General features: G+C 69.2%; 15 protein-coding genes and 1 tRNA gene. 4 read left to right on the forward strand and 12 right to left on the reverse strand.

The window, feature by feature from the left end; translation table 11 throughout:
- Nucleotides 1-15: 15 nt before the first annotated feature.
- Both MRBLMI1x_RS11610 and MRBLMI1x_RS11615 read right to left on the reverse strand, forming a co-directional pair.
- Complete coding sequence (locus tag MRBLMI1x_RS11610) at nucleotides 16-2058, reverse strand: TIM-barrel domain-containing protein (protein WP_363458901.1); 2043 nt, start codon at nucleotides 2056-2058, stop codon at nucleotides 16-18.
- Nucleotides 2055-3059, reverse strand: coding sequence for a LacI family DNA-binding transcriptional regulator (locus MRBLMI1x_RS11615; RefSeq protein WP_363458903.1), 1005 nt, complete (start codon nucleotides 3057-3059; stop codon nucleotides 2055-2057). The genes MRBLMI1x_RS11610 and MRBLMI1x_RS11615 overlap by 4 nt, the downstream gene beginning before the upstream one ends.
- 187 nt (nucleotides 3060-3246) lie before the next feature.
- On the opposite strand from MRBLMI1x_RS11615, the gene MRBLMI1x_RS11620 reads away from it, so the two are divergent.
- Nucleotides 3247-4950: a glycoside hydrolase family 35 protein gene (locus tag MRBLMI1x_RS11620; protein WP_363458905.1), complete on the forward strand. Its 1704-nt coding sequence runs from the start codon at nucleotides 3247-3249 to the stop codon at nucleotides 4948-4950.
- Here MRBLMI1x_RS11620 and MRBLMI1x_RS11625 read toward each other — a convergent pair whose 3' ends face one another.
- Nucleotides 4951-5253, reverse strand: coding sequence for a DUF427 domain-containing protein (locus tag MRBLMI1x_RS11625; protein WP_018186787.1), 303 nt, complete (start codon nucleotides 5251-5253; stop codon nucleotides 4951-4953).
- A 63-nt stretch (nucleotides 5254-5316) separates the two neighbouring features.
- Between MRBLMI1x_RS11625 and MRBLMI1x_RS11630 the strand changes: the two genes are divergently transcribed.
- Nucleotides 5317-6639 carry an MFS transporter gene (locus tag MRBLMI1x_RS11630; protein ID WP_018186786.1) on the forward strand — a complete coding sequence of 441 codons (1323 nt, stop codon included), beginning with the start codon at nucleotides 5317-5319 and terminating at the stop codon, nucleotides 6637-6639.
- A 57-nt stretch (nucleotides 6640-6696) separates the two neighbouring features.
- Here MRBLMI1x_RS11630 and MRBLMI1x_RS11635 read toward each other — a convergent pair whose 3' ends face one another.
- From MRBLMI1x_RS11635 to polA, 6 genes are all read right to left on the reverse strand, one after another.
- A complete protein-coding gene (locus MRBLMI1x_RS11635; RefSeq protein WP_018186785.1) occupies nucleotides 6697-6954 on the reverse strand; it encodes a DUF6458 family protein in 258 nt (85 codons plus the stop codon).
- An 82-nt stretch (nucleotides 6955-7036) separates the two neighbouring features.
- A complete protein-coding gene (locus MRBLMI1x_RS11640; protein WP_363458908.1) occupies nucleotides 7037-7807 on the reverse strand; it encodes an SGNH/GDSL hydrolase family protein in 771 nt (256 codons plus the stop codon).
- Nucleotides 7808-7836: 29 nt separating this feature from the next.
- The gene (locus MRBLMI1x_RS11645; protein ID WP_363458910.1) at nucleotides 7837-9186 is read right to left on the reverse strand and encodes an MFS transporter; all 1350 of its coding nucleotides are present in this window, start codon (nucleotides 9184-9186) and stop codon (nucleotides 7837-7839) included.
- Between the two features lie 34 nt (nucleotides 9187-9220).
- On the reverse strand, nucleotides 9221-10252 hold the full coding sequence (locus tag MRBLMI1x_RS11650; protein ID WP_363458912.1) for an LLM class flavin-dependent oxidoreductase: 1032 nt from the start codon (nucleotides 10250-10252) through the stop codon (nucleotides 9221-9223).
- An 84-nt stretch (nucleotides 10253-10336) separates the two neighbouring features.
- Nucleotides 10337-12013, reverse strand: coding sequence for a DUF885 domain-containing protein (locus MRBLMI1x_RS11655; RefSeq protein ID WP_363458914.1), 1677 nt, complete (start codon nucleotides 12011-12013; stop codon nucleotides 10337-10339).
- Nucleotides 12014-12045: 32 nt separating this feature from the next.
- A complete protein-coding gene (polA, locus tag MRBLMI1x_RS11660) occupies nucleotides 12046-14673 on the reverse strand; it encodes a DNA polymerase I (RefSeq protein ID WP_363458916.1) in 2628 nt (875 codons plus the stop codon).
- A gap of 83 nt (nucleotides 14674-14756) precedes the next feature.
- On the opposite strand from polA, the gene MRBLMI1x_RS11665 reads away from it, so the two are divergent.
- Complete coding sequence (locus MRBLMI1x_RS11665) at nucleotides 14757-15188, forward strand: hotdog fold thioesterase (protein ID WP_020097280.1); 432 nt, start codon at nucleotides 14757-14759, stop codon at nucleotides 15186-15188.
- A 5-nt stretch (nucleotides 15189-15193) separates the two neighbouring features.
- Here MRBLMI1x_RS11665 and MRBLMI1x_RS11670 read toward each other — a convergent pair whose 3' ends face one another.
- A complete protein-coding gene (locus tag MRBLMI1x_RS11670) occupies nucleotides 15194-15706 on the reverse strand; it encodes a GNAT family N-acetyltransferase (protein WP_018186778.1) in 513 nt (170 codons plus the stop codon).
- A gap of 10 nt (nucleotides 15707-15716) precedes the next feature.
- The gene (locus tag MRBLMI1x_RS11675; protein WP_018186777.1) at nucleotides 15717-16340 is read right to left on the reverse strand and encodes an ANTAR domain-containing response regulator; all 624 of its coding nucleotides are present in this window, start codon (nucleotides 16338-16340) and stop codon (nucleotides 15717-15719) included.
- A 57-nt stretch (nucleotides 16341-16397) separates the two neighbouring features.
- Between MRBLMI1x_RS11675 and MRBLMI1x_RS11680 the strand changes: the two genes are divergently transcribed.
- A tRNA-Leu gene (locus tag MRBLMI1x_RS11680) sits at nucleotides 16398-16483 on the forward strand.
- Nucleotides 16484-16536: 53 nt separating this feature from the next.
- On the opposite strand, the gene pyk is transcribed toward MRBLMI1x_RS11680, so the two are convergent.
- Nucleotides 16537-17985: a pyruvate kinase gene (gene pyk, locus MRBLMI1x_RS11685; protein WP_020097281.1), complete on the reverse strand. Its 1449-nt coding sequence runs from the start codon at nucleotides 17983-17985 to the stop codon at nucleotides 16537-16539.
- Between the last annotated feature and the right edge of the window lie 35 nt (nucleotides 17986-18020).

Below are 18020 nucleotides of genomic sequence, written 5' to 3' on the forward strand. Positions count from 1 at the left end.
GGGTGTGAGGTCGGATCAGGACAGGCGGATGTCGGGCAGGTCAGCGAGTCGGGCGAGCGCCGATCCGACGCGGCCACCGCGGTGGAACACGGGAATCGACGCGAGAGGGGCGTCGACCGTCACGGTCTGACCGCCGGCGTGCGACGCTCCGCTCCGCGCGTCGGTCCATGCCGTCCCCGCGGGCAGGTAGACGTCCCACCGGGTCGCCCCCGGCTCGGTCACCGGGGCGATGAGGATGTCGGGCCCGAAAAGGTACTGCCCCGGTGTCGTCCACGCCCGCTCGTCGTCGGGGAACTCGAAGAACATGCCGCGCATGACGGGGGCTCCGTCACGGTGAGCGTCCGCCATCGCCTCGCGGGTGTAGTCCCGCAGGTCCTCGCGCAGCCGGATGTACTCCACGAGGAGGGCCTCGATCTGCTCGCCGAAACTCCACACCTCGTTGTCGGCCCCGGACCCGACGCGCGCGACGCCCTGGGCGTCGACGACGGGGATCCCGGGTACGCGATCGCCGTGCAGACGCATGACGGGACTGAAGGCCCCGAACTGGAACCAGCGGATGAGGAGCTCGTGGAACGCGGGCTCCCGTACATCGCCGCCGGTGAACCCGCCGATGTCGGTCGTGAACCAGGGGATGCCGGCGGCCCCCATGTGGATCCCCGCGGCGATCTGCGCCTTCAGGTCGGCGAAGGTCGAGTGGACATCGCCCGACCACACCAGCGCGCCGTGCCGCTGCGATCCGGCCCAAGCCGCCCGGACGAGTGAGACCGGCTGATCGTTGCCGTCGGCACGGAGGCCGTCCGCGATCGCGCGGGTGAACTCCCGCGGGTAGAGGTTGGCGACCTGTGCGCTCGACCCCGCAGCGAGCCGGTAGTTCTCGAAGTGATAGGCCCCGTACTCGGGTTCGGCCTCATCGAGCCAGAACGCGGTGATGCCGTAGGCGCCGTAGTTCTCGGCGAGCTTCTGCCACAGGAACTCGCGCGCCCGGGGTTCGGTCACGTCGAGGAACCGCGTGTATTGGCCGTCGAAGTAGTACTGGACGTCGATCCCGCGCCGGGTGCGCACGAGCATGTTCCCGTCGCGCAGCTCGTCCCAGTTCTCGGACTGCGGCACCACCTGCGGCCAGACCGACACCATGAGCTCGATCCCGAGCTCGCGGAGCTCCGCCGTCATCGCGGCGGGGTCGGGCCAGAACTCCTCCTCGAAGCTCCAGTCCCCCATCCACCGCCAGTGGAAGAAGTCGGCCACGATGACGTCGATCGGGATGCCGCGGCGGCGGTACTCGCGCGCGACCGCCAGGAGCTCGCCCTGGGTCGAATAGCGCAGCTTGCACTGCCAGAACCCGAGGCCGTATTCCGGCATCATCGGCGCATGACCCGTGGCTTCCGCGTACGCGGCGGCGATCTGCGACGGACGCGGATCCGCGCACACCCACCAGTCGAACTGGGTCGCGCTCTCGGCCTCCCATTCGGTGCGATTCGCCCCGAACACGGCGCGGCCGATCGAGGGGAGGTTCCAGAGGAAGCCGTACCCGGCACTCGAGACGACGAACGGGACGGAGGTCTGCGAGTTGCGGTGCGCGAGCTCGAGCACCGTGCCCTTCAGGTCGACCAGGTCCTGCTGGTACAGCCCCATCCCGACGAGGTGCTCGTCCGCCGGGGCGGCGAGGCTCAGCCGCAGCCGGTGGTCGCCGCCTTCGGTCGGACGGAACTCGCGCGCGGCGAGCTTGAGGGCCCCGCCGTCGCGGATCTCCTCGAACAGGAGGCGGCCGTCGGCATCCTGCACCCGCAACCGCAGTCGCGGCGTGTGGAACCCCACCGACCAGTCGTGGTAGTCCTCTTCCTCGGCGACGACGCGGACCCCACCGGTCGCGACGGTCGCGACGGCGCCCTCGATGGACACCTCGGCGCGGGAGCCGGGCACCTCGACGAGGGCGCCAGGAGCGTCGTCGATCGGGCCGAGGGCGGCGCGCACGCGCACGCCGCGCCCCCAGGCCTCGATCGAGACGGTCTGTCCGTCGCCGCGCCAGAGCACGCCGGTGTGCGAGGGGTGGAACGTCATGAGGTCGCCTTTCGGGGAGCGGCGGCCGTGCTCCCGCGCACGACCAGTCGGGTGGGGACGAACAGCCGGTGGACGGCGGCGGCGTCGTCGATGCGCGCGAGGAGGACGTCGACGGCCGCACGCCCGACCTGCTCGAACTCCTGGTGGACGGAGGTGAGCGGCGGCCAGAACTGGCCCGCCTCGGGCATGTCGTCGAAGCCCACGACGCTGACCTGCGAAGGAATCGCGACGCCGGCCTCGTGGAACGCGCGGAGCACCCCGAGGGCCATCTGATCGTTGGCCGCGAACACGGCGGTCACGGCGGGTTCCCCGCGCAGACGGCATCCTGCGTCGTATCCGGACTGCGCACTCCAGTCCCCGCGCTCGAGGGTGGGGGCCGTCCGCCCCGCGGCGGTCAGCGCCACCCGCCATCCCTGCTCGCGGCGGACGGCGGAATACGAGCTCACCGGGCCCGCCACATGGTGGACGGTCTCGTGCCCGAGCTCGAGGAGGTGCGTCACGGCTTGACCGGCGCCCATCGTCTGATCCGTGTCGACGAAGGAGCGGTCATCGAGGGCGGACGCATCGACCACGACGACGGGAAGGTCGTCGGGAAGGGGCAGATCCTCTCCCGCCGAGAGGTGATCGCCGATCGCGATGACGAGCCCGTCCACGGCCTGGTCTCGCGCACGCTCGATCGCCTCGGCGACGGCGCTGCGGTCGAATCGCGAGGTCGGCACGAGGGCGACCGCATAGCCGGATGCCGCGCCCGCGCGGGAGATCGCCTCCCACGTGCGGACGCTGCCGTACGACGTCAGATCGCTCATGATGACGCCGATGCTCCGATACCGGGCTGAGCGCAGTGCACGCGCCGCCCGGTTCGGCCGGTATCCGAGTTCCCGCATGCTCGCCAGGACGCGCTCCCGCGTCGGCTCGTCCACCCGCGCGCCGCCCGTGACGACGCGGGAGACCGTCTGCGCCGAGACGCCCGCGTGGCGAGCGACGTCGGCCTGCGTGGGCACGCCATGAGGTGTTCCGCCACGACGTGCCACGGGCTCGTCGAGGGGTGCATCGGCACCCGTCTCCGGGGCCGGTCGCGTGCTACGCTGAGGCGACATGATTGCGTAAACATAGCAGTTCGCGCAGCGCCACGTCACCCCTCCTCGACGCAGGCGGGTACCCGGACGAACAGCTCCGAGCGGAGATCACATGAGCACTTTCGCCATCGGCGACCGCGACTTCCTGCTGGACGGCCGGCCCCATCGGATCATCTCCGGCGCGATGCACTATTTCCGGATCCATCCCGGCGACTGGGCCGACCGCATCCGCAAAGCACGCCTCATGGGGCTCAACACGATCGAGACCTACGTCGCCTGGAACGCGCACGAGCCCGTCGAGGGCCAGTGGAGCGAGAAGGACGGCCTGGACCTTGGCCGCTTCCTCGACCTGATCGCCGCCGAAGGGCTCCACGCCATCGTCCGCCCCGGCCCGTACATCTGCGCCGAGTGGCACAACGGGGGCCTCCCGACCTGGCTGACGGCGACCCCCGGCATCCGGTTGCGCCAGACGGATGCCAGCTATCAGGCAGCGCTCGAGACCTACCTGCGCCGCGTGTACCGCATCGTCGCGCCCCGGCAGATCGACCGCGGCGGCAACGTCGTCCTCGTCCAGATCGAGAACGAGTACGGTGCCTACGGCTCGGACAAGGACTACCTGGCGGAGCTGGTCCGCGTCACGAGGGATGCGGGCATCACGGTGCCGCTCACCACGGTCGACCAGCCCGAGCCCGACATGCTCGAGGCCGGGTCGCTCCCCGGCATCCACTTGACCGGTTCGTTCGGCTCGCGGGCCGGCGAACGTCTCGCGACCCTCCGGCAGCACCAGCCCACGGGGCCCCTCATGTGCTCGGAGTTCTGGGACGGATGGTTCGACTGGTGGGGCAGCACGCATCACACGACGGATGCCGGCGCCGCCGCTGCCGAACTGGACGATCTCCTGGCCGCCGGAGCCTCGGTGAACATCTACATGTTCCATGGCGGGACGAATTTCGGGACGACCAACGGCGCGAACGACAAGGGCCGGTACCTGCCCATCGTGACGTCCTACGACTACGACGCCCCGCTCGACGAAGCCGGCGATCCCACGGCGAAGTTCCACGCGTTCCGAGAGGTGATCGCGAAGTACGCCGACGTCCCGGACGACGTGCCGCCGTCGGCGACGCCCCGTCCGGAGTTCTCCGTCGCCCTGACTCCCCGCCGCACGTCCGACGCCGGAGTGCAGCGCTCACTGCCCGGGAGGGTCACATTCGAGGATGCCGCTCACACCGGCACGCTCCTCCGCTACGACGTCGCGCTGCCGGACGGATTCGCCGGCGGCGTCCTCGCGATCGGCGAGGTCCGCGACCAGGCGTGGGTCTCGGTCGACGGCATCCGGATCGGATCGCTCTCGCGGACGCGCCACGAACACGCCCTCCGGCTGCCACGGGGCTCGGCGCTCTCGATCCTGGTCGAGGAGCAGGGGCGTGTGAACTACGCCGAACGTCTGGGCGAGGTGAAGGGTCTCATCGGTCCGGTGACCGTCGACGGCCGGGATCTCGCAGGCTGGCGGACGACGCCGGTTCTCCTCGAGGACACCTCGGCGGCGCCCGAGCTGTCGGTGGCGGAGGGCGCTTTCGACCTCGAGACAGCGACCGACCTCTACCTCGACACCACGGGGTGGGGGAAGGGGTACGTCTTCGTCGGCGACTTCCTGCTCGGTCGCTACTGGTCCAACGGACCGCAGCAGACGCTCTACGTGCCGGCGCCCGTCACCCGTGCCGGAAGGAACACCCTGACGGTCGTCGAGCTCGAACAGCCTCTGGCCGAGACGGCGCGGTTCGTTCCCCGTCCCCTTCTCGGCCCGCTGGAGGAGTGATCAGGCTCCGACGGTGACCCCGGGCGCGAAGGCGACGTAGCCCGAGAAGTCCGCACCCACACGGTCGAATGCGGACGGGTACGGGTTCGGGTACGACCAGGCGCCGTCGGACAGGCGTTCCGAACCGGCCTCGATGTGGAAGTACTGACATTCGCCCTTCCACGGGCACGTGTACGGCGTCGGGCTCTCGACCAGCACGCCCTCCTTGACGGATGCCGGCGGGAAATAGGCGTTCCCTTCGATCCGGATGATCTCGTCGTCATTCGCCTCTGCGATGACCGTCTCGCCGATGGTCGCCTTCATGTCGTCTCCGCTCATCCGGTGGTGTGGCCTCAGCGTACGCCCGGCGGAGAGTAGCGTGGGCGGGTGGACGCAGTCGGACGAGCGAACGGTCCGGGTCTGCGAGCCTGGCTCATCTGGGGCACCGGTGTCGCCGCGTACATGTTGGCCGTCACCAACCGCACGTCCCTGGCTGCGGTGGGCGTCGACGCCGCCGACCGGTTCCAGGCGGATGCCGCGACCCTGTCGCTGTTCGCGGTGGTCCAGCTCGCCGTCTACGGCGGTATGCAGATCCCCGTGGGCGTCCTCCTCGACCGCTACGGCTCCCGACCCATCATCACGATCGGGATGCTGCTGATGGCGGCCGGCCAGCTGACGATGGCCCTGTCCCCCAGCGTCGGCGTGGCGATCGTCGCGCGCATGCTGCTCGGAGCGGGCGATGCCGCCGTCTTCCCCGCTGTCCTTCGCCTGGTGGCGACGTGGTTCCCGGCACAGCGCGGGCCGCTCATGGTGCAGTTGACCGGCATCCTCGGGCAAGCGGGTCAGCTCATCGCGGTCATCCCCATCGCCGCCGTCCTCCACGCGACGGACTGGAGCGTGACGTTCGGGGGGATCGCCGGGCTCTGCGTGCTCTTCGCGATCCTCGTCTTCGCGATCGTCCGCAACCGCCCGCCCGAACTCGCGCGCGACGTCAGCGTCGACACCGACACCGGCGCCATCCGCGTCGTGACGTCGACGATCGACACCGGGGTCGGCATCCGCGCAGCACTCGCCCACCCGGGGACGCGACTGGCTTTCTGGTCGCACTTCACGACGCCTTTCGCGGGCACCGCGTTCATCCTGCTGTGGGGTTTCCCGTACCTCACCGCGGGCGAAGGGCTCACCGTGGGCCAAGCCGGCGCGCTCACCTCGATCTACGTCTTCGCCGGGATGGCGCTCGGTCCCGTCCTCGGAGAGCTGTCGCGGAGAGCGCCCCACCGGAGATCGCGTGCCCTCGTGCTTCCCGCTGTCGGGTTCCAACTGCTGGCGTGGTCGGCCGTCATCCTCTGGCCGGGGCGTTCACCGATCTGGCTCCTCGTCATTCTGCTCATCGCTCTCGCCATGGGCGGGCCGGCGTCGATGATCGCCTTCGACCACGCTCGGACGCACAATCCGTCGCACCGGCTCAGCACGGCGACCGGGGTCACCAATGCGGGTGGCTTCCTCGCCGCCCTCCTCGCGATCTTCGCGATCGGCTTCGTGCTCGATCTGCAGGGAGCGGGCACCCCCGACACCTACCGACTCGATGCCTTCCGCATCGCGTTCCTTGTCCAGATTCCGCTGTGGGTCCTCGGTGCGGTGTTCATCAGCATCGAACGGCGGCGCACCCGCATCCATATCGGGATGGACCAGCCCCGCCGGCGCGTCTGACCGGAACGACGAACGACCCGCTCCGGGAGGAACGGGTCGTTCGATGTCTGTCGCGTGTCAGACGGTGCCGTCTCCCGACGTCCGCGTCTCGGAGCGGGTGACCCGCTCCCCCGCGACGGGGTCCACCGTTCGGACGGTGGACTCGCTGGAACGCCGACGCATCATCAGCACGAGGCCGAGGATGAAGACGACGACACCGGCGCCCATCAGGATGTAGCCGATCAGGTCGAGGTCGACGTACTGGACGTCGACGTCGATGGCGAACGTCAGGATGGCTCCGATGACGAACAGCACGATTCCGGTTCCGATGCTCATGCGCACACTCCCTCTCTTGGCGGTGTGCTCCGATCATCCCCGACCCTGACAGGAACCTGATAGCCCTTGACAGGGGGCGGAATCAGGCTGTGGCTCGCGGTTGCACGGTGAGCCAGTCACCGTATTTGGCCGGTCGGCCGTCGCCGGAGGATGTGCCCGTGAGACGTCGCCGAAGCCACGGGCCGAGGTGTTCGCGGAAGTAGCGGGCGCGACTCAGGGACACCGCCGAGTCCGCCTCGTCGAGCCGCCACCACTGCGCGGGCGGTCGTTCGCCGAGGGCCTCGAGGACGCGTGCCGCGACCCGATGGTGGCCTCGGGAGTTCATGTGGAGACGATCCGCCGACCAGAACGAGGGATCCGAGAGCTCGACGTCCGGCCAGTTGAGCGCGACGACGAGGTCATCACGACCGCGGATCCGTTCCGTCACCGCGCGCGACAGCTCATCGCCGCGGCGCTGGATGAGCCCCGACAGCGGCAGTTGCGCCGACGGGTTGGCCCCCGACAGGACGATCATCGTGACGCCCTCTTCATCGCAGCGCCGCAGCACCTGCGAGAAGACGTCGGCGACACGGGCTATGGGAGTGCGGGGGCGGAGCATGTCGTTGCCGCCGCCGTTGAACGAGAGGTGCGTCGGGTTCAGGGCGAGGGCGCGCTCCAACTGCTCGTCGACGATCGGTCCGATGAGCTTGCCGCGTACGGCGAGGTTCGCGTACGAGATCGCCTCGCCTCGCGAATCGGCCCATCCCTGCGCGACCAGGTCGGCCCAGCCTCGGACCGTCCCGTCGGGCAGCTCGTCACCCACGCCCTCCGTGAACGAATCCCCGATCGCGACGTAGCGGACTTCCTGTGACATCCCGCCAGCCTACGAGTCGCAGCCGTCGATCAGTCCGCGAGGCTGCGACCTCGCGACTCGGCGAGCCCCCACGCGGCGGCCGCCGCGACCGCGAAGAAGGCACTCAGCACGATGAAGACGAGCGGGATGCCGCCGAGCGCTTGGAGCGCGGGGACGACCGGAGGCGCGAGGATCGAGGCGATGCGGCCGATGCCCGCCGCCCAGCCGGCACCGGTCGCCCGAAGGGTCGTGGCGTAGGTCTCGGGCGTCACAGCGTAGAGGGCGCCCCAGGCGCCGAGGTTGAAGAACGACAGCGCCATCCCCGTGGCGAGGATCATCGGCACCGTCGTCGCCTGTCCGAACAGGATCGCGGCGACCGCGGAACCGGCGAGGAACACCGAGAGCGTCGCGCGCCGCCCCCACTTCTCGATCAGCCACGCGGCGACGGCGTATCCGGGCAGCTGGGCCAGGGTGATGAGCAGCGTGAACTCGAAACTGCGCACCAGACCGAACCCCTGCGACACGAGGAGCGTCGGGATCCAGATGAAGGCGCCGTAGTACGAGAAGTTCACGCAGAACCAGACGACCCAGAGTGAGGCGGTGCGCACGCGCACATCGGGGGCCCAGAGGCCGCGCAGCCGCATCCCCACCGTCGTCGCGGGTGCTGCCGGGGCGTCCGGGGCGAGCGCGGAGTCGGTCGACGTCCGTCCGAACAGTGGGCGCGATGCTTCGAGGTCGGAGACGATCCGCTCCGCGTCGGAGACCCGTCCGCGGGAGGCCAGCCAGCGTGGCGACTCGGGGAGACCCCAGCGCACCACGAGGGCGTAGACCGCGGGGACGGCGCCGATCGCGAGGGCCCAGCGCCACCCCTCGGCGACCGACGGGATGACGAGGTAGCCGATGAGAGCGGATGCCGTCCACCCGACGGCCCAGAAGGCTTCGAGGACGACGATGATCCGCCCGCGCATCCGGGCCGGCGCGAACTCGCTCACATAGGTGCTGGCGACGGGCAGCTCGGCGCCGAGACCCAGTCCCACCAGGAACCGCAGCGCGATCAGAGCCACGAGACCACCGGCGAGGGCGCTCGCGCCGGTGGCGACGCCGTAGACGAGCAGAGTGAGGGCGAAGACCGATCGACGGCCGATGCGGTCGGCGAGCAGACCGCCGACGGTCGCGCCGATCGCCATGCCCGCGAAGCCCGCGGAGGCGATCCACGATGTCGAGGCCGGCGTGAGGTCCCACTCGCTGACCAGCGCGGCGATGACGAACGAGATCAGCCCGACGTCCATCGCGTCCAAGGCCCAGCCGGCGCCCGAACCGGTCAGGACACGCAGGTGCGTCCGGGTGAACGGCAGACGGTCGAGCCGGCTGGCGACGGAGCCCGTCGTGGTCGTGGTCATCCCTGCATCGTACGAGGGGAGCGCCGGTCCGGGCTCACTCGCCGAGCATCTCGCGGACCATCGGGATCACCTTGGTGCCGTAGAGCTCGATCGAACGCATCAGCTTCTCGTGCCCGAGAGTGCCGTTGGCGTACTTGAGATCGAATCGCGAGGCGCCGAGGGTCGTGATGGTGTCGGCGATCTTGCGCGCCACCGTCTCGGGTGATCCGGCGTAGATCGAACCCTCCGGCCCGACCTCGTGCTGGAACCGCATGCGGCTGTAGGGAGGCCAGCCGCGGTCGCGGCCGATCGAGTTGTTCTGCGCTTCGAAGCCCGGGTAGGCCTCTTCCCACGCCTGCTCGTCCGTGTCGGCGATGTACCCCGGAGAGTGGATGCCGATGGGCTGAGCCTCGGTGCCGAGCTCGCCGATGGCGCGGTGGTACAGGTCGACGTAGGGGCGGAAGCGGGCAGCCGGGCCGCCGATGATGGCCAGCATCAGCCCGTACCCGTAGCGGGCGGTGCGGATGACCGACTCCGGCGATCCGCCCACGCCCACCCAGGCGCGGAAGCCGTGCTCGGTCTTCGGGAAGACGTCTGCGTCGGTGAGGGGGGCCCGGGTCGATCCCTGCCACGTGACCGGCTTCTCCGTCCGGAGCAGCGAGAACAACTCGAGCCGCTCCTCGAAGAGGGCTTCGTAATCGGAGAGGTCGAACCCGAAGAGCGGGAAGGACTCGATGAAGGATCCGCGTCCGAGGATGACCTCAGCGCGACCGTTTGAAATCGCCGACAGCGTCGCGAAGCGCTCGTAGACGCGTACCGGATCGTCGCTGGAGAGGACGGTCACAGCGGTGCCGACGCGGATGCGTTCGGTCTGCGCGGCGATCGCCGCGAGGACGATCTCGGGGCTCGACACGGAATAGTCCGCGCGGTGGTGCTCCCCCACGCCGATGAAGTCGACGCCCACCTGGTCGGCGAGAGTCGCCTGCGCGATGAGATTCCGGATCGCCTGAGCGCCCGACACCTTGTCGCCGTTCTCATCGACGGTGATGTCGCCGAACGTGTCCAGGCCCAGTTCCACAGCGGTCATGTCCGCCCCTTTCATTCACATGCATGAACGTCGGGGGATGCCGGATATTCCCGGCATCCCCCGACGGAGAATTTCGACGTCTCGTCAGCTGTCGCGCAGGGCGGCACGGAGGGTGTCGAGCCCGACGCCGCCGAGGCGGAGTGCTCGCATGTGGAAGCTCTTGATGTCGAAGCCGGACCCCCCGCGCTGAGCGGCCTCGTCGCGGATCTGCTCCCAGATCCGCTGACCGACCTTGTACGACGGTGCCTGACCCGGCCACCCGAGGTAGCGGTTCACCTCGAACTGGATGAACTCGTCGGACATGTTGACGTTCCGCCGCATGAATTCGAGAGCGTAGTCGGCGTCCCACGTACCGGTGCCGTCGAGCCGCGGCTTGCCGAGATGGACGCCGATGTCGAGGACCACGCGGGCCGCCCGCATCCGCTGTCCGTCGAGCATGCCCAGGCGGTCCGCGGGGTCGTCGAGGTAGCCGAGCTCCGCCATGAGTCGCTCGGCGTAAAGGGCCCACCCCTCGGCGTGTCCGCTGGAACCGGCGAGCAGGCGCCGCCACGAGTTCAGCTCGGTCCGGTTGTAGACCGCCTGCGCGATCTGCAGGTGGTGCCCCGGAACACCCTCGTGGTAGACCGTCGTGAGCTCCCGCCAGGTGTCGAAGGTGTCGACGCCCTCGGGGACCGACCACCACATCCGGCCGGGCCGCGAGAAGTCGTCCGTCGGGCCGGTGTAGTAGATGCCGCCCTCGTTCGTCGGCGCGATCATGCATTCGAGGCGGCGGATCGGGTCGGGGATGTCGAAGTGGGTGCGTCCGAGTTCCTCGACGGCGCGATCGCTGGTCTCCTGCATCCACTTCTGCAGCGCCTCGGTGCCGCGGAGCTTCCGCGCCTCGTCCTGCTCGAGGAAGGCGACGGCCTCCTCGACGGTGGCACCGGCCTGGATCTCGTTCGCGATCGACTCCTGCTCGGCGACCATCCGCGAAAGCTCCTCGACGCCCCACTCGTAGGTCTCGTCGAGGTCGATCGTCGCGCCGAGGAACCGACGCGAGTGGAGCGCGTAGAGCTCCCGGCCCACGGCATCCACCTCGGAGGCCTCCGGTGCCAGTTCGTCGCGGAGGAACGCCGCGAGCTGGTCGTACGCGACGCGCGCGGCGCCCGAATTGTCGGCGAGCTCGCGCGCGAGCGAGGCGGGAAGGTGACCGTCGGCGGGGGCCGCATCGCCGACGAAGGTCGCGAAGAAGCCGGTGTCGCTCGTGTATCGCGCGATCTGCGTCACGACCTCGCGGACCTGGCGACGCGCGGGGACGACACCCTCGGCGATGCCCTGCCGGAGCGTCTCGATGTATCCGCCGAGCGCCGTCGGGATGGCCGCGAGGCGCGTGGCGACGACGGACCAGTCCTCGACGGTGTCGGTCGGCATGAGGTCGAACGCCGCGCGGATGTCCTGAGACGGCGAGGCGATCACGTTGAGGTCGCGCAGGTGCGACTTCGCCGCGTGCAGGTCGAGCTGCAGCCCGAGCTCCGCCGAGAGGTCCATCTTCGTGACCTCGTCGACGTCGTCGACCGCGTCCGCGGCCTGCAGGGCGCGAAGCGTCTCGCCCGCCGCAGCAGCGAGGCGGTCGTGTCCCTCCGGTGAGAAATCATCGAGACGGCCGTTGTGCTCGGTGCGTCCGATGTAGGTCGCGAGACTCGGTGAGAGCTCTGCCAGCGTGTCCACCCAGCGGTCCGCGATCGTGTCGATCGGAGTGGGCGTGCGTTGTGCGTCGGTCATCCCTCGAGCGTAGAGCGTCGCACCGCCGGACGTCAGTGAGCCGCTTCGTCCCAGTCGGCGCCGCGGCCGATCTGCACGTCGAGCGGGACGGAGAGCTCCGCCGCGTCCCCCATCCGGGCGCGGACGATCTCCTCGACCGCGTCCCACTCCCCCGTCGCCACCTCGACGACGAGTTCGTCGTGGATCTGCAGAAGCACGCGCGACGCCAGACCCTTCTCACGGAGGTCGCTGTGGATCTCGACGAGCGCGATCTTCATGATGTCGGCCGCGCTGCCCTGGATGGGGGCGTTGAGCGCCGCGCGCTCGGCGTTCTCGCGGAGCACGCGGTTCGGGCTCGTCAGGTCGGGGAACGGTCGGCGGCGTCCGAAGATCGTCTCGGTGTAGCCGTCGATCCGCGCCTGCTCGACGGACGAGCGCAGATAGTCGCGCACGGAACCGAAGCGGGCGAAGTACTCGAGCATGAGCTGCTTCGCCTCGGACTGCTCGATGCGCAGCTGCTTCGACAGACCGAAGGCACTCAGCCCGTAGACGAGGCCGTACGACATCGCCTTCACCTTCGTGCGCATCGGCGCGGTCACCTCGGCGGGCTCCACACCGAACACACGGGCGCCGACGAAGCGGTGCAGGTCCTCACCCGAGTTGAAGGCCTCGATGAGCCCCGGATCACCCGACAGGTGCGCCATGATGCGCATCTCGATCTGCGAGTAGTCCGCCGTCAGCAGGGTCTCGTAGCCCTCGCCGACTTCGAATGCTTCGCGGATGCGGCGCGACTCCTCGTTGCGGATCGGGATGTTCTGCAGGTTCGGGTCGGTGCTCGAGAGGCGACCCGTCTGACTGCCCGTCTGCACGTAGGTCGTGTGGATACGGCCGTCGTCGGCGATGCCGACCGTCAGCGACTCGATGATCTGGCGGAGCTTCGTCGCCTCACGGTGCTGGAGGAGAAGCCCCAGGAACGGATGCGGGTGGGATTCCTGAAGGTCGGCGAGGACCGCGGCATCCGTCGAGTACCCCGTCTTCGTCTTACGAGTCTTCGGCAGCTCCAGCTGGTCGAAGAGCACCTCCTGCAGCTGCTTGGGCGAGCCGAGGTTCACCTCGCGCCCGATGATGCCGTATGCCTCCTGCGCGATCGCGTCGGCTCGTGCGGCCAGCTCGCCCGAGAAGCCCGAGAGCTTGTCGCGCGAGACCGAGACCCCCGCGAGCTCCATGTCGGCGAGGGCGTCGAGGGACGGGAGCTCGATGTCAGTCAGGACGGCGCCGACGGATGCCGGGAGCTCCGCCCGTTCAGCCTCGGCCACCCGCAGGGCGAACCAGGCGAGCTGACCCGGCGTCGCGCCCTCGGTTTCGGGGACCAGCTGGGACGGGTCGGCTTCGGGCAGCTTCTCGTCGAGGTAGCGGTCGACGAGGTCGGCGAGGGTCTTGTCGGGCAGGCTCGGACGCAGCAGCCATCCCGCGAGCAGGACGTCGAACGTCAGCCCGCTCAGCCGAACGCCGGCGCGGCGGAGGGCCTTCACCTGCGGCTTCGCGTCGGTCATGATCTTCGCGGCGTCGCTCTCGAGCCACGGGGCGAGCGCCTCGCGGGCGCTCTCGTCCCAATCGACCTCGTGGACCGTGTCCGACGTCGCGACGCCGAGCCGCGTCGGAAGACCGCCGGCGACGGTGACCGTCAGTGCCAGTTCGCCCGTCTGCTGCGTCAGCCACACGGCCAGGGTCGCGGCATCCGTCTGCTGCGGTTCGGGCGCCGAGACCTCGGGCGCGGGCGGCTCGTCGGTCGCGTCGAATGCTTCGAACACCCGCGGCAGAAGGGTGCGGAACTCCAGACGAGCGAAGATGTCGCGGACCGCCTGGGTGTCGAGCGGGCGGATGACGAGGTCCTCGGGCGCGTACTCGAGTTCGACGTCGCGCAGAAGGCGGTTGAGCTGGCGGTTGCGACGGACGTCGTCGAGGTGCTCGCGGAGGTTTCCGCCGACGACACCCTTGATCTCATCGGCGCGCTCAAGGAGCGCGTCGAGCGAACCGAACTGGGTGATCCACTTGACCGCGGTCTTCTCCCCCACCTTCGGGACGCCGGGCAGGTTGTCGCTCGTCTCGCCCACCAGCGCGGCGATGTCCGGGTAGTTCTCGGGCGGGAGGCCGTACTTCTCGACGACCGCGTCGGGGGTGTAGCGCTTCAGCTGCGAGACGCCCTGGACGCTCGGGTAGAGGAGCGTGACGTCCTCGGTCACCAGCTGGATCGTGTCACGGTCGCCGGAGCACACGAGCACCTGGTAGCCGCTCTCGACGCCCTGCGTCGCGAGGGTCGCCAGGATGTCGTCGGCCTCGAAGTCCTCCTTCGTCAGCACCGGCACGCCCATGGCGGCGAGGCAGTCCTGCAGCAGCGGGATCTGCCCCTTGAACTCGGCGGGCGACTCGGAGCGGTTGGCCTTGTACTCCTCGTAGACGCGCGTGCGGAACGACTGCCGCGACGTGTCGAAGGCGACGGCCAGGTGCGTCGGCTTCTCTGCCTTGACAAGGTTCACGAACATCGAGAGGAAGCCGTAGATCCCGTTGGTGTGCTGCCCGTCCTTCGTCGAGAAGTTGTCGACGGGAAGGGCGTAGAACGCCCGGTAGGCCAGCGAGTGGCCGTCGACGACGAGCAGAGTAGGCTTTCCGGAGTCGCTCACCCGACCAGCCTAGTTCGGGCCCGCGACATCGACTCCCCCCGCGTTGCCCCGTCGGCACCGCCCGATCCACGAGGTGAATCGCCATGCCCGAGTCCGCGTCCTTCCCCTCCGACGCGCTCGAATGGGTCACGAGCCGGGGCATGGGAGCCCTCGCCGAGAAGATGGGCATGGAGTTCACCGAGTTCTCGCCTGAGCGGGCAGTGGCGCGGATGCCGGTCGCCGGCAACACTCAGCCGGTCGGCCTCCTGCACGGCGGCGCCTACGTCGTGCTCGGCGAGTCGCTCGGGTCGATGCACGCCAATCTCCACGCAGGTCCCGGCCGTCTCGCGGTGGGCATCGACATCAATGCGACGCACACCCGTTCGGCGACCGAAGGATGGGTGACGGGGGTCTGCACCCCCCTGCACCTCGGCCGGAGCCTCACGGTCCACGAGATCGTCGTCTCCGACGATCAGGGTCGCCGGTGCTCGACGGTCCGGATCACCAACATGGTGCGGGACCTGCCGGCATCCTGATCCGCTCAGCGCGGGACGGCGAGCTTGAAGCCGACGTGCGAGTCGACGAACCCCAGGCGCGTGTAGAACCGGTGGGCGTCGGTGCGCGCGGCATCCGACGTCAACTGCACGACGGATGCTCCGACGGCAGGAGCGGCGACGTCGGCGACCCACGTCATCATCGCGGCGCCGATCCCCGCTGAACGCTCGGCGCTCGCGACTCGGACAGCTTCGACGAGGAGCCTCGTGCTGCCGCGACGCGCCATCCCGGGGATGACGGTGAGCTGCATCGTCCCGACGACGCGGTCGTCGCTCTCGACGACCAGCACGTCGTTGCTCTCCGAGTCCAGGGTGCGCAGCAATCCGCGAAGGTAGAGGCCTCGGTCCTCCGCGGCCGCCACATCTCCGCGACCGGCGCTGACCGGGTCGTCCGACAGCAGCGCGACGATCGCATCGAGGTCGTCCTGCGACGCTCCCCGCAGTCGCACCGATCCGTTTCGCGATGCGAGGGTGACGGGGACGTCGAGTTCGTCGATCATGACGAAGGCGTCAGGCCTTCTTGGGAGCCAGCTGCTCGATGATCGCCTTGGCGACATCCTGCATCGTGAGGCGACGATCCATGGATGCCTTCTGGATCCAGCGGAACGCCTCGGGCTCGGACAGACCCATCTTCTCGTTGAGCAGGCCCTTGGCCCGGTCGACAAGCTTGCGGGTCTCGAAGCGCTCGACCATGTCGGCGACTTCGGCTTCGAGCGTGATGATCTGCTCGTAGCGCGCGAGGGCGATTTCGATCGCCGGCAGGAGGTCGTTCGGAGTGAAGGGCTTCACGACGTAGGCCAGCGCGCCGGCCTCGCTCGCCCGCTCGACGAGCTCCTTCTGGCTGAACGCCGTGAGGAGGACGACGGGGGCGACGTGGTTCTTGCTCAGCTTCTCGGCGGCGCTGATGCCGTCGAGGATGGGCATCTTCACATCCATGATGACGAGGTCGGGACGGAGCTCGGTGGCCAGCTGGACGGCGGTCTCGCCGTCGCCCGCCTCGCCGACCACATCGAAGCCGCTGTCGCGCAGGATCTCGACGATGTCGAGGCGGATCAGCGACTCATCCTCCGCGACGACGACACGTCGCGGGGTGGGAGCTGCCTGGGGGGCGAGGGAGGGTTCCTGCTCAGTCACTCGTCCATCCTAGGCCAGGGCGCACCCGCATCCTGCGGTATCGTCGATCAGGCGCGCGCCGGTGTGGCGGAATGGCAGACGCGACCGACTCAAACTCGGTTGCCCGAAAGGGCGTGTGGGTTCGACTCCCACCACCGGCACCACAGCGAAACGGCGCCCCCGAGGGGGCGCCGTTTCGTGCATCACAGGCGAGGGATCAGCTCTCGGCCTTGTAGATCGGGGCCTTGCCGTGCACGGCGTCACCGATCTTGTGGATGCGGATGTCGTTGGTCGCACCGATGATTCCGGGAGGGGACCCGGAGATCACGACGACCTTGTCACCCTCTTCGAGCAGACCGCGCGACAGGAAGTAGTCGTCCACCTGCAGGAACATGAGGTCGGTGTGGGCGACGTGGTCGACGAGCGCCGACTGGATGCCCCACGTCATCGCCATCCGGCGACGGATCGCGGGCTCGATGGTGAAGGCGAGCATCGGGATGCCGGGGCGCAGGCGCGACATGCGACGCGCCGTGTCGCCCGACTCGGTGAAGAGGCAGATGTACTTGGCCTCGACGAACTCGGCGACCTCGTTCGCGGCGAGGGTGATGATGCCACCCTGCGTGCGGGGCTTGGCCGTGAGCGGGGGGATGCGCTCGAGACCGTGCGTCTCGGTCGCGTCGATGATGCGGGCCATCGTCTCGACGACGCCGACAGGGTGCTTGCCGACGCTCGTCTCGCCCGAGAGCATGACCGCGTCCGCACCGTCGAGGACGGCGTTGGCGACGTCGCTCGTCTCGGCGCGCGTGGGAACCGGGTTCTCGATCATCGTCTCGAGCATCTGCGTCGCGACGATGACGGGCTTGGCCATGCGGCGGCAGAGCTCGACCGCGCGCTTCTGGACGATCGGCACGGCCTCGAGGGGCAGCTCGACGCCGAGGTCGCCGCGGGCGACCATGATGCCGTCGAAGGCGTCGATGATCTCCTCGAGGGCGTCGACGGCCTGCGGCTTCTCGATCTTGGCGATGACGGGGACCTTGCGGCCCTCCTCCGCCATGATCTCGTGCACGCGGGTGACGTCGGCGGCGTTGCGCACGAAGGACAGCGCGATGATGTCGGCGCCGGCGCGCAGGCCCCAGCGGAGGTCGGCCTCGTCCTTGTCGGACAGCGCGGGGACGTTGACGGCGACGCCGGGCAGGTTGATGCCCTTGTTGTTCGACACGTAGCCCGCGACGATGACCTCGGTCGTGACGACCGGACCCTCGACACCGGTGACCTGGACGCGGACCTTGCCGTCGTCGATCAGGAGGAAGTCGCCCTTGTTGACGTCTTCGGGCAGGCCCTTGAACGTCGTGCCGACGATGTCCTTCGTGCCGGAGATGTCTTCGGTCGTGATCTTGAAGACGTCGCCGACGGCGAGGAAGTGCGGGCCTTCGGCGAACCGGCCGAGCCGGATCTTGGGGCCCTGCAGGTCGACGAGGACGGCGACGGCACGGCCGGCGTCATCCGCCGCCTTGCGCACGTTCGCCAGGCGGGCGTCGTGGTCGGCGTAGTCGCCGTGGCTGAGGTTGAAGCGGGTCACGTCCACACCGGCGTCGATGATGGCACGGACCATCTCGTAGCTTTCGGTGGCGGGACCCAGAGTGGCGACGATCTTCGCGCGTCTCACAGAAATTGCTCCGTCGGGTAGTGATTCGGGAGTTG

This window comes from Microbacterium sp. LMI1x-1-1.1, from assembly GCF_040676205.1.
Taxonomy (GTDB): Bacteria; Actinomycetota; Actinomycetes; order Actinomycetales; family Microbacteriaceae; genus Microbacterium; species Microbacterium aquilitoris.

Coding starts and splice junctions, on each gene's coding strand:
- MRBLMI1x_RS11610 (WP_363458901.1), bottom strand. CDS start 2,058: ATGACGTTCCACCCCTCGCACACCGGCGTGCTCTGGCGCGGCGACGGA.
- MRBLMI1x_RS11620 (WP_363458905.1), top strand. CDS start 3,247: ATGAGCACTTTCGCCATCGGCGACCGCGACTTCCTGCTGGACGGCCGG.
- MRBLMI1x_RS11625 (WP_018186787.1), bottom strand. CDS start 5,253: ATGAAGGCGACCATCGGCGAGACGGTCATCGCAGAGGCGAATGACGAC.
- MRBLMI1x_RS11635 (WP_018186785.1), bottom strand. CDS start 6,954: ATGAGCATCGGAACCGGAATCGTGCTGTTCGTCATCGGAGCCATCCTG.
- MRBLMI1x_RS11640 (WP_363458908.1), bottom strand. CDS start 7,807: ATGTCACAGGAAGTCCGCTACGTCGCGATCGGGGATTCGTTCACGGAG.
- MRBLMI1x_RS11645 (WP_363458910.1), bottom strand. CDS start 9,186: ATGACCACGACCACGACGGGCTCCGTCGCCAGCCGGCTCGACCGTCTG.
- MRBLMI1x_RS11650 (WP_363458912.1), bottom strand. CDS start 10,252: ATGACCGCTGTGGAACTGGGCCTGGACACGTTCGGCGACATCACCGTC.
- MRBLMI1x_RS11655 (WP_363458914.1), bottom strand. CDS start 12,013: ATGACCGACGCACAACGCACGCCCACTCCGATCGACACGATCGCGGAC.
- MRBLMI1x_RS11665 (WP_020097280.1), top strand. CDS start 14,757: ATGCCCGAGTCCGCGTCCTTCCCCTCCGACGCGCTCGAATGGGTCACG.
- MRBLMI1x_RS11670 (WP_018186778.1), bottom strand. CDS start 15,706: ATGATCGACGAACTCGACGTCCCCGTCACCCTCGCATCGCGAAACGGA.